Raw genomic sequence first — 14551 nt, 5'->3', positions numbered from 1 at the left:
TATGTCAGAAAAAACTACACATTTAAGAATTATTACTACTGATAAAATCTTTTTTGAAGATGATGTAAGAATTGTTACATTAAACACTAGTAATGGTTATACAGGGATTTTACCTAAACACACTCCTTTTTTCACCAATATTGAAATAGGTAAATTAACTATTAATTATGAAAAGGATCCTGATTATAGAGTTTGCACTATAAGTAATGGACTTTTATATGTTGATCCTGAAAAAATTTCTATTTTAACTGATGATATTATTTTTGCTGATGAAATTGATATTGAAAAGGCAGAAATAGATCGAAGATTAGCTTTAAAGAATTTAGAAGTTTACAAAAATACTCATGAAGCTTTAAAATATGAATTAAAATTGAAAAAAGCTTTAAATAGAATTGATGTATTTTATTCAACAAGAAAATAAGTAAAGGCAAGTTTTGCTTTTACTTTTTTATTTATTTAACTATAAAATAGACTAATAAATAAAATTTAATTATTTAATTGAACTATGAAAAAATTTGGTTAAAAATTAAAAAAATAAATAAAAGTTTATAATTCTATTATTAAAAGAAAGGGACTTTTATGAGAAATAAACCTCTTAAAATAAAAAATTTTGTAAGTGTTGGAATTGTGATGTTAATATTTATTCTTTTGCTTACTATTCCTTTATTTATGAAAAATAATTGACAATATTTTGGTAAAGATTTTCAAAATATAGGAGATATAAATTTATTTTTTAAAACTATTATTTTAACTAATACTTTACTTTTATCTATTGGAAATGCTTTATTTAAACCTAGTGATTTTAAAACTATTTATACTCAAATTGTAGAATTGGTTAAAACATTAGGTAATGATGGTAAATATAAAGTTTTAGCATCTTTAATTTTTTCTATAATTTTAGCATTTATATTTTTATTGCATTTATTAATATTACTTATTAATTGAATTGTAATTTTCATTAATGCTATTATTAAACGTTCAATTGTGGGTTCTATTTTTATAGGTATCTTTTTAATTACTTTTATTATGCATTTATCATTGGTTTATGCTGCTTCTATATGAAAAGAAGCAGGTGTAAAACTTATTGTTTGATTATTTAATAAAAAATTAGTTTCTGTCTTTATTTTAACATTATCATCTCATATAGTATTAACAATAATTTTTGTTATTGTAGCTAAAATAGAAGCAAGAAAAAGAGCAAATAAAGGTACTGTTGAAATTGATTAATTTGAATTATGAATTTAAAAATATAGGTTGGAAATAACAACCTATATTTTTATTTTAATAAATTGCTTAAATTATTTAATGCAGTTAAAACATTAAGGGGGCTAATTGAATCTTTTATATTGTTTTGTAATTTGGTGATTAGAAGATCTAAATCTTTTGAAATTTCTTCTTTTTGTTTTTCGTTGAAGAAAGGAGAAATTTTAGTAATGATTTGTTCATAGATAGGTTTAAAAATAGTTTCAACTTTATTTTTAATTTTTTCTTTATCTTTATCATCTGCATCAAGTTTAAAAAGATTAATTTTTTGCATAACTTGATCTAAAATTTCTTTATTTCATTCTTTATCAATCAAAATGTTAATAAGTTCTTTTTCTTTGTTAGGTTCTAATTGAATATTTTTATTTTTAAGAATTTCTTTTAAAAAGTTAACAATAAGATTAGGTAAAACTTCTAAAGATTCTTTTTTAAATTCTTCACTAGTAATTTGTTCTTTAATAATTGCAAAATATTTATTTAGGTATTCATTTTGTTCAAATTGAGCAATTTTTGCCAAATCAATTTTTTCTTGTATATAATCTATGATAATTTGATCTAAGGCTTTAATACCATTTTTTGTAAAGATTTTTACAAAAAGGTTATTAATAATTTTAACAATTTCTGTATTTTTTATTTCTTTAGATAAAGCTTCAAAAATAGGATTATAAATTTGTTGAATTAATTTAACTTCTTGGTCTTTAAAATCACTTTTATTTTTTTTAAATTTTTCAAGTTGGTTAGGAGTTAATAATTTTTGAAATTCTTCTTTATCTAAATATTCTTCTACAGCTTTTTTAATTTTTTCTAATCCTATGTTTTTTTCTTTAGAAAGAATGGTCCCAAAACCACTAATGGTAGTATGACTTTTTTCTGTAGAAAAAATGTTTAAATCTTTGAATTTATCTAAAGTTGATTCTAACTTGTAATAAATCTTAGCAATTCCATTTTTTTCGTCTATATCCAATTTATAAACATTAATTTTTAAATTTTTATAATTTGCTTTATTTTCTAAATCAAAATCTTTTGTAGTTAAAGCGGATATATCAGTATCTTTTTTACTTGCTTCACCTTTACTAAAAATTGCATTAGTTGCTTGTATAGTTTCATTCAGACGAGCAATTTCTTCTTTTACTTCTTTTCCAAAAGAAGTATAAGTGTTAGAAATAGCATTTAATTCATTCTTTAATTTTTCAATATTTTTTTCCAAAATATCAGCTTTTGTTTCCAAAAGATTGTTTAGTGCAATAATAATTTTATTAACTTTATTTTCAAGATTTTTGTAATAAGGTTCTCTATGTTTGTTTTTTAGTTCATTACATTTAATTAATAAATTGTCTCTTTTTTTTAAAAGAGTGTTGATTTTTTCTTTTTCATTTTTACATGAAGAAGAAGTAGCAACTATTCCTAATGTAGGAATAAGAGCTAAATAAGATAATTTTAAATATTTTTTCATATAAATCCTTACTTATATTACATAGTAATTATAAAATTCTTTTATACCATAAGAGAAAAATAATACTTTATTTATACATAAATATATAATTATTTATTATATGAAGAAAAAAAATAAAGTTATTTTAGGAATGTCAGGTGGAGTTGATTCTTCAGTTTGTGCTTATTTACTTTTAAAACAAGGTTATGAAGTAGAAGGTTTATTTATGCGCAATTGAGATTCTTTTGCTAACAATGATGTTTTAGGTAATAAATCTATTCAAGATGATCAATGTCCGCAAGAAAAAGATTATCAAGATGCTTTAAAAGTGGCTAATCAATTGAATATCAAGTTGCATCGGGTAGATTTTGTAAAAGAATATTGAAATGATGTTTTTAAAAACTTTATTGAAGAATATAAAAAAGGAAGAACTCCTAATCCAGATATTTTATGTAATAAATATATAAAATTTAAAGCTTTTGCAAATTATGCTTTTGAAAAATTAGATGCTGATTTTATAGCAATGGGTCATTATGCAAAAGTGGAAAATGGGAAATTATATCGGGCTAAGGATCAAGGAAAAGATCAAACTTATTTTTTATCTCAATTAACAACAGAACAATTATCTAAAGTTATTATGCCGTTAGCAGAACTTGAAAAATTAGAAGTAAGAAATATTGCTAAAAAACTAAATTTAGAAACAGCTAATAAAAAAGATTCCACAGGAATTTGTTTTATAGGAGAAAGAAATTTTACAGAGTTTTTAAAAAATTATATTCCTATGCAAGAAGGTAATATAGTTTCAATTATTGACAAAACAGTTTTAGGTAAACATCAAGGTTGTTTTTATTATACTATTGGACAAAGAAAAGGTTTAAATCTTGGAGGTATGAATGAACCACATTATGTTTGTGGACATAATGTTAAGCAAAATATTTTGTATGTAGCACCTATTTCACATATGGAATATTTAGATTCAGATTCTCTAATAGCCTCTAATTTTAATTTTAATAATCAAGATTATGATGAAAATAATTTAACTGCTAAATTTAGATATCGTCAAAAAGATATTAAAGTAAAAATTAAATTTTTAAGTAATAGCGAATTAATGATTTCTTATCCAAAAAAATCACAAAGTGTAACCCCTGGACAACAAGTGGTTTTATATGATGGACAAAAATGCTTAGGTGGTGGAATCATAGAAAAAGTATTTTTAAATCAAAAAGAAAAAGATTTTATTTAATAAGGAGAAAATATGAAAAAAATGACTTCAAAAGAAATAAGACAAAGTTGACTAGATTTTTTTCAATCTAAGCAACATTTATTAGTTCCTTCAAAATCTTTAATTCCAGTTAATGATAATTCATTATTGTGAATAAATTCAGGAGTAGCAACTTTAAAAGATTATTTTAGTGGAAAAAAAATTCCGCCTTCTTTTAGATTGACAAATAGTCAAAAAGCTATAAGAACTAATGATATTGAAAATGTTGGGGTTACTGCTAGACACCATACTTTTTTTGAAATGCTAGGTAATTTTTCTATAGGAGATTATTTTAAAAAAGAAGCAATTGCTTTCGCTAGTGAATATCTTTTAAATGTTTTGAAATTACCAAAAGAAAAATTATATTTTACTTATTTTAAAGATGATTTAGAAACTAAACAATTATGAGAAAGTCATGGTTTTTCTTCTTTACATATGATACCAGGAGATAAAAGTACTAATTTTTGAGAAGTTGGTTCAGGTCCTTGTGGTCCTAATACTGAAATCTTTTTTGATCGTGGAGAAAAATATGATCAAAGAGGTATTGAAATTTTACAAAAAGATATTGAAAATGATCGTTATATTGAGATTTGAAATATTGTTTTTTCTACCTATAATTCAGATGGAGAAGGAAATTACACTGAACTTAAACAAAAAAATATTGATACAGGTGCTGGATTAGAAAGAATTGTTTCAATTATGCAAGATGCACCTACTAATTATGATAGTGATTTATTTTTACCAATTATTAATGAAATAGAAAAATATGTTTCAAATGAATATAGATATAGAGTGGATAATTATTTTGTAAGTAAAGAAAATCTAATTCAAACCCAAATTAATACTAATTTTAAAATTATTGCTGACCATATTAGAACTGTAGTTAATGCGATAGCAGATGGTGCTAAACCTTCTAATGTTGGTAGAGGTTATATTATAAGAAGATTGATTAGAAGATCTATTTATAAAGCTATGCAGTTAGGAACAAATGAATTATTTTTATATAAATTAGTTAAAATAGTTCATGATACTTTACCTTTTGAATATGACATTCAAAAAGTTTCTGATGTTATAAAAGAAGAAGAAGAATTATTTAATAAAACTATTCAAAATGGGGAAACTATTTTAAATAAATTTTTATCAGAAAATCAAGGAAAAATTTTTGATGGTTATTTAGCTTTTAAATTATTTGAAACTTATGGTTTTCCTATTGAATTGACCGAAGAAATTTTAAATCAAAAGCAAATTAAAATTAATATGCAAGAATATGAACAAGCTAAAGAAGAACACATTAATAAATCTCGTGGTGAAAAAGTTTTAGGAATGCAAATAGTTATTAATTCTTTAACTTTAATCAATAAAAAAATCGATCATTTTACTGGATATGAAACTTTAAAAGGCAAAACCAATATTTTAAAACTCCTTGATACAGAAAAAGAAATTGAAAAATTAAATGGCAAAGGTTATGTAATTTTAGAAAATACACCTTTTTATGCTACTAGTGGTGGACAAAATCATGATTATGGATATTTAGTCCAAGGAAAAAATAAAATTAAAATTTTAGATGTTTTTAAAGATAAACATACTAATCATATTCATTATGTTGAAGGAAAATTAGACAAAAATAAACCTGTAGAATGTTTTGTAGATGAAGATAAAAGATTAAATTTAGCAAGAAACCATTCAGCAACCCATTTAGTTTTTTCAGCATTAAGAAAAGTTTTAGGTTCTCATATTGAACAATTAGGTTCTGATATAACTTATGAAAGATTTACTTTTGATTTTCCAGCAGAAATTAAACCTAGTGATGAGCAAATTAAAGAAATTGAAGATATTGTTAAAGATATTATCAAAAAAGATATTAAAAGAGAATATATTATTACCGATATAGAAAATGCTAAAAAATTAGGTGCTATTATGACTATTGATGAAACTGAATATTTAGATCCAAAATGTGTCAGAGTAGTTAAATGAGGTAATATAACTAGTGATTTATGTGGAGGAACGCATTTACCTAATAGTTCTTTATTAGAAAACTTTAAAATAATTAGTGTTGATAGAAAACAAGCAGGTGTTTTTAGAATAAGGGTAGTTACTTCAAATAAATTAGTAAATGATTATTATAAAGAACAAATTTCTTTACATCAAGAAGAATTAAATAATTTAGTATTAAAATGTAAAGAAATTGATCCTAATTATCATTTAGATATCAAATTAAACAAAAAAGATTTAGAAAAAACAAATCAAATTTTATTAGATAATATTTTAAAAGTAAGAGATGATTATAAAAAACTAAATAAAGAAAATTCCAAAATTGATTTTGATTATGAGAATTTAGAATTTTTCAAACATAACAACATTAAAATGTATATTAATTTTAATTTAGAAATTAAAGAGTTAAAAAATATCACTTGTTCAATAAGGGAAAAAGCCTTAGATGCTTTGGTATTATGCGGATCTAAAATAGATCAAAATCATATAATGCTAGCAATTGCTTCTAAAAAATATGATTCTTTAGGAATTTTTAATCAAATAACTAAAGCTTTTATTGGAAGAGGTGGAGGAAATAAAATTTTAGCAATGGGTAAAATTGAAGCTTCAGTTGATAAAATCATTACTTTTTTGAAAGAAAAAATAAATGCGTAAATTAGCTTTGGATATAGGAACTGCTAGTTGTGGTTTTGCTATTTCTGATGAATTAAATATTATTGCTACAGGATTAGAAAATTTTAAATTTCCATTAAATGATTTTGAACAAATGTTTTTAAGAATAAAACATTATTTAGAAAATTATCAAATAGATAAAATTATTATAGGTCTTCCCTTAAGATCGAATGGAACTGATAGTGAAAGAACTATTTTGATAAGAAATTTAGCAAAAAAAATTCAAAATAAATTTCAAAAAGAAGTTATTTTTCAAAATGAATATGGTTCTACCATTGCTGCTGAATCAATTCTTATTGCTTCAGGGATGATGAGAAAAAAACGTAAGAATTTTAAAGATAAATTAGCTGCTCAAATTATTTTGGAAGATTATTTAAATTATCATCAATAAAAATGAGGAAATATGCAAATTGAACCTTTTTATAATTATTCACAATTAAGCGAATGAATAGCAAGCAAAAAAAATCCAATTTTAGTCAAATGATTATTAATTTCTATTCCTATTGTTATGGGAATTTCAATGTTATCTTATTTAATAATTTGAATTATTACAAGATATTTGAGAAAAAAAGCGTTACAAGCAAATTTAGATAAAAAAGATCTACCTATTATTAATCAAATTAATGAACAATTTAATCAAATGGATGCTAGAGTTTTAACTTTATTTCATAATGCTTACCATTTTAATGATATTAAATGAATAGCTTCAACTATTAAAATTAATGGTTTTAAAAATATTTTATTAATAGGAAAATATTTAGAAACCCCTCTTTTGCTTTTACAAGGAAATTTAAAAATTCAAATTGATGTTTTTAAAAATACTTTAAATGTTAAAAAATGAAATCAAAAAGTTAAAGAATATCCAGAGCTTTTTTCAATGCCAGTTAATTTAGTAGAACAAAAAAATGATAAAAAATATGATTTAATTATTGACTTATCAACTACTGATAATTATGAAGATTATAAAAACTATTATCCTATGTTAAATAATGACGGATTATTAATGATTAAACAAAGTTTAATTTTTGATAAAAATAATTTAAGGATTTTAGAAAAAGAATTACAAAATCAAAATATTAAATATGAAATTTCTTTTGCTCATTCAAAATTTTTATATATAGTAAAGAAAATCAATGAATAAAATCAAATAATAAAGTAAAATTATTTACATAATAAAGGAGAAAATTATGGCTAAGACAACAATTAAAGGAAATGAAATTGTTTTAACAAAAGAAACTCATCAAAAATATAAAGAAGAATATGAAAATTTAATTAAAATAGAAAGACCAGCAGTTCAACAAGCTTTAAAAGAAGCTAGAGCACAAGGTGACCTTTCAGAAAACGCTGAATATGATGCTGCTCGTGACCGCCAAAGTGTTGTTGAAGGAAGAATAGCGGAATTAGAAAATATTTTACAAAATTGTGTAGTTATTGATAAAAAAGATATTTCTAATGATACTGCTGGAATTGGTTCGAAAGTTAAATATTTAGATTTAAAAGAAAACAAAGAATATGAAATTATAATTATGGGTTCTCATGATGCTAACCCTTTTGAAAATAAAATTTCTAATGAATCTCCTTTAGCTAAAGCAGTTTATGATGCTAAACCAGGACAAGTAGTAGAAGTAGAAACTGCTGAAAAATATAATATTAAAATTATTGATATTAAACATTAATAAATAACTTCTTTTTTATAAAAAGAAGTATTTTTATAATTAAGAGGTAAAAATGTATAGTATTCATCCATTGATTAAAAAAATAGTTTTTTCACAAGAAGAAATAGAAAAAGCAACTTTAGATTTATCAGAATGAGTTAATCAAACATATAAAGATTCTAAAGATTTAATAATAGTGGGATTATTAAAAGGTTCTATTCCTTTTTTGGCTCAATTAATTAAAAATGTCACTGTTGACCATTCTTTAGATTTTATGACTACATCATCATATCAGGGAGCAACTAGTTCTAGTGGCTCAGTTAAAATTATTATGGATTTAGCTCAGGATATCAAAAATAAAGATATTTTAATTGTTGAAGATATTATAGATTCTGGCATTACTTTATCTAAAATAAAAAATTTACTTTTAACTAGAAAACCAAAAAGTTTAAAAATTTTAACTTTAATGGATAAACCTACTGGGAGAAAAATAGAACTAGTACCAGATAAATTTGGTTTGCTTGCACCAGATGAATTTTTAGTTGGTTTTGGTTTAGACTATGATGAAAAAATGAGAAATTTACCTTATATAGGAGTTTTTGATATAGAAAAAGTTAAAAAATAAAATTCATTTTTATAAATAGAAATTAAATAATAATTTAACAAAAGTGTAAAAAATACCTTCTTTTTGTTAAATTATTATTTTTTTATTACTTTTTTCATAAAAAAAGACATAGATAAGTGAATAAAGAATCTTTTTCTAAAATTTATTTTTATTTGGAGGACCTAATGCAAAAATATAACAATGATGAAATTTTAGTGAATAAAAAAGAATTTAATAAAAAAATTGGAGAATTTCAAAATCCAAAGTTTACAATTAGATATATAAAAGATTTGGGAATAATCAAATGTGAAATAACTTGCGATTTAAATGATTTAAAAGTTCCTAAACCTCCAAAGGAGACTGATATGAATAACCTTGGAAATTTAACTATTGAGCAACTAACTTCTATTATTAAAACTGTAGTTGTGAAAAACACACTTTCAAAAGAAGATGTTATTCAAATCGTTGATGAAAAATTAAAACCTATTCAAGAACAAATGGTTACTAAACAAGATGTTATTGAAATCGTTGATCAAAAACTCAAACCTATTCAAGATGATATAAAAGAAATGAAAGAAGACATTAAGATGCTCAAATCTTTTCACACTAAGGACATTGAAAATTATTACAAAAATAAATAATTGCATTTTTTTATTAAATTTATCTAATTTAAATATTTATCCTTAAACTAAAATTTCATATCTCTATTTCAATAATTTAACAAAAGTGTAAAAAATACCTTCTTTTTGTTAAATTATTATTTTTTTATTACTTTTTTCATAAAAAAAGACATAGATAAGTGAATAAAGAATCTTTTTCTAAAATTTATTTTTATTTGGAGGACCTAATGCAAAAATATAACAATGATGAAATTTTAGTGAATAAAAAAGAATTTAATAAAAAAATTGGAGAATTTCAAAATCCAAAGTTTACAATTAGATATATAAAAGATTTGGGAATAATCAAATGCGAAGCAACTTGCGATTTAAATGATTTAAAAGTTCCTAAACCTCCAAAGGAGCCTGATATGACAGTTGGAAGTTTGACAATTCAAGAATTAACTAATATTATTAAAAATGTGGTAGTTGAAAACACTTTGTCAAAAGGACAAATTGTTCAAATAGTTAAAGAAAATACTTTGTCAAAAGAAGATGTAATCGAAATTGTTAGACAAGAAATAAAACCTATTCAAGATGATATAAAAGAAATCAAAGAAGATATCAAAATGCTTAAATCTTTCCATGTTCAAGACATTGAAAATTATTACAAAAATAAATAATTTTATTTTTATTAAATTTATCTAATTTAAATATTTATTCTTAAACTAAAATTTCATATTTTTTAACCAATAATTTAAGAAAATAAAAAAGTAAGATTGCAGTCTTACTTTTTTATTAAAGATTTATTTTATATTTTTTAAACATTTTAAAAAATATAAAATAATTAACTGTTATTTTGTTTAATAATTTCATTATATAAAGTTTCTCAATATTTTCCTATTTCAATATCTTTGTTTTTACTTTCTTGTTTAAATCAAGAAACATTTTGATATGGATTTTCAATATTTAAATTTTCAATTTCTTGTTTTCATTTTTTAAAAATTTGCAATGAATTTTAAAAACTTTGCGCTCATTTATGATATATACGATCATTAAAAATGTTTATTTTAGGAGGTAATTTTTTTGAAGTATAGTCAAATAATTTTTTATAAAAAAGAAATTCATTTTCAATATAAAGATATTCTTTTTTTCTTTTATCATCATTTTTTAAATGCTTTGATTTAGGATTATCTAAAATGTTTTTTTTAAATTCATTTACTTCTTTTTTGATTTTTTCGCTAAAATTTTTACCTTTGTATTCGCATGATAAAGAACTAAAAACAAGAGGCAAAGAACTAAAAATAACAAATCCTAAAGATCATATTTTTTTATTTTTCATTACTAATATACTTTAAATACAAAACAATTTTTTCCTAATTTTTTAATATAAAAATGTGAAAAATTTCCATATTGAGGTTTTACACTTTTTTATATTTTTTGCTCTTTATAATTAAAGTGTATTTTTATTTATATATATTAATAATATGTAAATAATCAATATGTAATTTACAAGATATGAAGGGATTTTATAAAATGACTAAATTTAAAAAGAATGTTATTTTGATGTCATTGATTGGTGCTACTTTAGGTTCCACCTTAGCTTTATCATCTGCTTGTCCAGGTAAAGATAAAAATAAAACTTATGATGTAGCAAATAATAAATATGCTAACAAACGTTTTGAACAAGCTAATGATAAAAAAGTTATTTTTGGTGTTACCTTTTCAAAAGGTAAACCTCAATGAAATGCTTTAGAAAACGTTATTAAAGAATACAATAGTCAAAATGAAGGTAAGCCAGGATTTTTACCTGTGGAATTAAAAAATATTGGTTCTGGTTATGGAGCTGGTGCCTCTTTTGTTAGAACAGCTTTAAACACCAAAGATAAAAATGGTTTTGTTAATTTAGTAGCAAATTATTCTCCTGTTGCTTCATTACTTGCTGAAAATGGTATGTTAATGAATTTTGAAGATAAAGATAAAAATGTTTCGACTAAGGGTAGTGATGTTTTTGCTCCTGAATTTAATGAATTAACTGAAAATATAGCAAGTGTTGTTAATAAAGGAACTTGATTATTACCAGCTATGAAAAGTACTACAGCCTTAGGTGTTGATGGGCCTGTTATGGGTTATATTATGAAAACTATGGTAGAAAAAGGTGCTAAAATTCATCCTAATTTTCAAGAAAAATATAATCAAATTGTAGCTTCTATGACTAATGATGCAGAATATGTTAAAAAAGAATGAGGTGAAGTGGTTGATGATGCTAGTTTAGCAAAATTAAATTTAAGTCAATTCACTATTTCAAAAGAAACATTTTCTTCATTTTCTAATTTATTAGATTTTGGTATTAAAGCACAACAATTGTTTAAAAAATCTTCAGATACTAAAAATTCAAGTGTTCACTTTTTAGGAATTGATGATATAGCAGGTGTATTAGAAAATGTAGCTTATTCTTCTGTTGATGCGGATGAAGATAAATATTTAGTAAACAAAGTAACCAAAAATGGAGATAAATTAATTGATTACACTCCTTTTACTAGAACTGATTCAGAAGTTGGAAAAAATATGACTTCTATTTACAACAAAATTAAAGAAGCCATTAAAGTTGGAGCATTAACTTTATTTGGTGGTGGAGAATATACTTCTAACTATTCAGTAACCCATAAATATGGTTTATCAATAGGTTCAACTGCTGGTTATTCATATAACTTTAAAAAATCAGGTAATAAAGCATATGTTTATCAAACAATAAAAAATGGTAATGTAACTGCTGAATTCGCTACTTCAGATATTATTAGTGCTAAGGCTGATAATGATCATTTATTTACTTCTACTGATGATGGAAAACATTGAAATAAGATTTATTATTCTTCAGATAACAAAGAAGAAAAAGATAAAGCAAAAGAAATAGGATATTCATTCTTCTCAACAAATGAAGAATCAGATAAAAAACTTAAAGAATATTTATCTAAACCAGAATTAAAAGCTGGTACTGCTAAATTAGTTAGAGCTAATGATGAAGGTAAAGTAAAAGCATTAAAAGATTTAGGCTACCAACCAATTGAAGGTCTTCAAAATGCTAAAGGTCAACCTTTGACTTTATTTTATGTTGATAAATTTGAAGATACTAAATTTAAAAAAGTTGAATTAGGTGATAATTCAGTTTTAAATGAAGAAGAATTTTTCTCAATGATAGCTCCTTCAAAATGACAAGATGCTAATAAAAAACATGTAGTTTATTCTCAAGGCCCTTCTATTATGGGTATTCATGCTAACACTGAAGAAGATTATGCTACAAAAATGTTTATTAAATGATTAACTTCTGGTCAAAAATATAAATTTGAAGATGATATAGAAGAAACACCTACCGAACATATTTCTAGAGTTGCTTCATATATTTTCCCTACAAAAGGTTATGATAAAACTGATTTAAGTAAAATTAAAAATAAATATTTAAGTTTAGCATATGAATATTACGCTAAGGCTGGTAAAACTCCAGATCAATATGCTATTTTTGAATCACCTGCTGATACTAGATCTGATTCATTTAGAGAAAGTTTGGGACAAAGATTTGTTGCTGTTTACAATATATTAAAATCTGGAAAAGATGTAACAGACTATAAATCAAATATTGTTGATCCAGTAGTTCAATCTAATGAAGGTTTATTCAAATAAAATAATTAAAATTTAATATCCAACAAAAGCAATCTTTTATCTTGCTTTTGTTGTTTCTTTTATAAAAAAAGAAAGGAAAATATGAAAAATAAAAAAATTGTTTTGTTTAGTTTAATGCCTTTAGCTGCTATTCCTGTTGTTATCTCTTCAACAAGTTGTACAGATAAAACAACAATTAATGGTGCTAGAAAAGTTTTTAATAAAATAAAAGACCCTTTATCAAAATTACAATTAAATAATTCAAAAGATGCTAATAATTATGATTTAGATGTAAATGACTATAAAGAAAAAAGTAAAACCATTGTAACTAAATATTGAAAATTCGAATTAGTTTCTGTTAATTTAGAAAAAACCTTAAGTAGAGATTATGCTTTAAATGAAGGAAATAATGTAATTGAAACTAATAGAGTTTATGAATTTTTAGCTTATAGAAAAAGTAATGATTCTTCTGATGGTTGAGAACCTTTAATTGGAGATAATGAAAAAATTCAATATAAAGTTCCAGTTAAAAAAACTTTAAAAACAATTAATCAAATAGATACTAAATTAGATTTATCAAAAGCAGAAAAATTACCTGTTGATTGATCAAAAAACAAAAAATGATTAGATGCAGAAATTGTTGATTGAGCTGATGGTGATACCCCAAGAGTTAAAATTTTAAATAACCCTAACAATTTATATCCAGGTTTAGTTGATACTAATAAAACAAAACCTGATGGTCAACCTAATCCACATTATGGAATGTTTAAAGTGAAGAAAAAAGATGGATCTCTTGTTTGAGAATATCCAAAAATTAGAATTGCTGGTATAGATACTCCTGAAAAAGCTGTTGGAACAACTCCTTCAGATCCCTTTGAATATGGTTTTGCTGAAAAATCTTCAGAATTTGCTAAAAAGAATTTTTTACCAGAAAATAAAGCATAAGGAAAAGAAGGAAGAAAAGTTAGATTATTAACTGAAGATTTAGATGCTTTTTCTCGCATTACTGCTGATGTATTTTTTGCTGAAGATCCCAATAACACAAACCCAGAAGATAAAGATTATGTTTATTCTTATGCTACAGAAATAACAAGAGCTGGTTTAACTTTACCTTATGGTAAAAATGTAGATTTACAAAAAATGAAAACCAAAGGTTCAATTCCTTACTATACATTTTATGCTCTTGGTAAAGCTTTAACTTATGCACAAGACAATAGAAAAGGATTTTTTAGTGTATTAGATAATCCAAAAACTGTTTCTAAATATGTTTATACAGCTAAACCAAATAGAGATTATCTAATTTTTGATAAATATCATCCATTAGATTACTCTAATCCTAATAATGTTTTTACCGCTTTTGATAAATGAAAAGATGAAAGTGGAGATCCTCTTTTCCCAAAAGAAGGATGAAAAGAATAG

Annotated in this window: 16 protein-coding genes; 13 read left to right on the top strand and 3 right to left on the bottom strand. The window is 23.4% G+C overall.

From position 1 onward, the window contains the following. The first annotated feature begins 1 nt into the window (after position 1). Positions 2–421, top strand: a complete 420-nt coding sequence (gene atpC, locus ACJA27_RS02140; RefSeq protein WP_406617658.1) for an ATP synthase F1 subunit epsilon — start codon at positions 2–4, stop codon at positions 419–421. A 158-nt stretch (positions 422–579) separates the two neighbouring features. After that, complete coding sequence (locus tag ACJA27_RS02135; protein WP_406617657.1) at positions 580–1227, top strand: hypothetical protein; 648 nt, start codon at positions 580–582, stop codon at positions 1225–1227. A 49-nt stretch (positions 1228–1276) separates the two neighbouring features. On the opposite strand, the gene ACJA27_RS02130 is transcribed toward ACJA27_RS02135, so the two are convergent. Continuing rightward, positions 1277–2716, bottom strand: coding sequence for a hypothetical protein (locus tag ACJA27_RS02130; protein ID WP_406617656.1), 1440 nt, complete (start codon positions 2714–2716; stop codon positions 1277–1279). A gap of 100 nt (positions 2717–2816) precedes the next feature. Here ACJA27_RS02130 and mnmA point away from each other — a divergent pair, with 100 nt between their 5' ends. From mnmA to ACJA27_RS02090, 8 genes are all read left to right on the top strand, one after another. Then, positions 2817–3938 (top strand): tRNA 2-thiouridine(34) synthase MnmA, encoded by a 1122-nt coding sequence (gene mnmA, locus ACJA27_RS02125; protein WP_406617655.1) that lies wholly within the window; start codon positions 2817–2819, stop codon positions 3936–3938. Positions 3939–3959: 21 nt separating this feature from the next. Continuing rightward, a complete protein-coding gene (gene alaS / locus ACJA27_RS02120) occupies positions 3960–6602 on the top strand; it encodes an alanine--tRNA ligase (RefSeq protein WP_406618301.1) in 2643 nt (880 codons plus the stop codon). Continuing rightward, positions 6595–7011 (top strand): Holliday junction resolvase RuvX, encoded by a 417-nt coding sequence (gene ruvX, locus ACJA27_RS02115; RefSeq protein WP_406617654.1) that lies wholly within the window; start codon positions 6595–6597, stop codon positions 7009–7011. The genes alaS and ruvX overlap by 8 nt, the downstream gene beginning before the upstream one ends. A gap of 12 nt (positions 7012–7023) precedes the next feature. After that, on the top strand, positions 7024–7761 hold the full coding sequence (locus ACJA27_RS02110) for a BC85_0335 family putative methyltransferase (protein ID WP_406617653.1): 738 nt from the start codon (positions 7024–7026) through the stop codon (positions 7759–7761). Positions 7762–7807: 46 nt separating this feature from the next. After that, entirely contained in the window at positions 7808–8296 is a 489-nt protein-coding gene (greA, locus tag ACJA27_RS02105) for a transcription elongation factor GreA (protein WP_406617651.1), read from the top strand. A 52-nt stretch (positions 8297–8348) separates the two neighbouring features. Beyond that, positions 8349–8900, top strand: coding sequence for a hypoxanthine phosphoribosyltransferase (gene hpt / locus ACJA27_RS02100; protein ID WP_406617650.1), 552 nt, complete (start codon positions 8349–8351; stop codon positions 8898–8900). 164 nt (positions 8901–9064) lie between these two features. Then, positions 9065–9520, top strand: a complete 456-nt coding sequence (locus ACJA27_RS02095; RefSeq protein ID WP_406617649.1) for a hypothetical protein — start codon at positions 9065–9067, stop codon at positions 9518–9520. A 206-nt stretch (positions 9521–9726) separates the two neighbouring features. Further along, positions 9727–10158, top strand: coding sequence for a hypothetical protein (locus ACJA27_RS02090; protein WP_406617648.1), 432 nt, complete (start codon positions 9727–9729; stop codon positions 10156–10158). 164 nt (positions 10159–10322) lie between these two features. Here ACJA27_RS02090 and ACJA27_RS02085 read toward each other — a convergent pair whose 3' ends face one another. After that, positions 10323–10487 (bottom strand): hypothetical protein, encoded by a 165-nt coding sequence (locus ACJA27_RS02085; RefSeq protein ID WP_406617647.1) that lies wholly within the window; start codon positions 10485–10487, stop codon positions 10323–10325. 6 nt (positions 10488–10493) lie between these two features. Then, entirely contained in the window at positions 10494–10817 is a 324-nt protein-coding gene (locus ACJA27_RS02080; RefSeq protein ID WP_406617646.1) for a hypothetical protein, read from the bottom strand. 194 nt (positions 10818–11011) lie between these two features. On the opposite strand from ACJA27_RS02080, the gene ACJA27_RS02075 reads away from it, so the two are divergent. The 3 genes from ACJA27_RS02075 (at position 11012) to ACJA27_RS02065 (ending at position 14551) form a co-directional block, all read left to right on the top strand. Further along, positions 11012–13153, top strand: coding sequence for a P68 family surface lipoprotein (locus ACJA27_RS02075; RefSeq protein WP_406617645.1), 2142 nt, complete (start codon positions 11012–11014; stop codon positions 13151–13153). 81 nt (positions 13154–13234) lie between these two features. Continuing rightward, positions 13235–14077, top strand: a complete 843-nt coding sequence (locus tag ACJA27_RS02070) for a hypothetical protein (protein ID WP_406617644.1) — start codon at positions 13235–13237, stop codon at positions 14075–14077. A gap of 195 nt (positions 14078–14272) precedes the next feature. Continuing rightward, positions 14273–14551 (top strand): hypothetical protein, encoded by a 279-nt coding sequence (locus ACJA27_RS02065; protein WP_406617643.1) that lies wholly within the window; start codon positions 14273–14275, stop codon positions 14549–14551.

The sequence above is a fragment of the Mycoplasmopsis lipophila genome (assembly GCF_045276895.1).
Taxonomy (GTDB): domain Bacteria; phylum Bacillota_I; class Bacilli_A; order Mycoplasmatales; family Metamycoplasmataceae; genus Mycoplasmopsis; species Mycoplasmopsis lipophila.
Note: the sequence above shows the minus strand (reverse complement) of the source record. Positions and strands in the feature narration are given on the sequence as shown.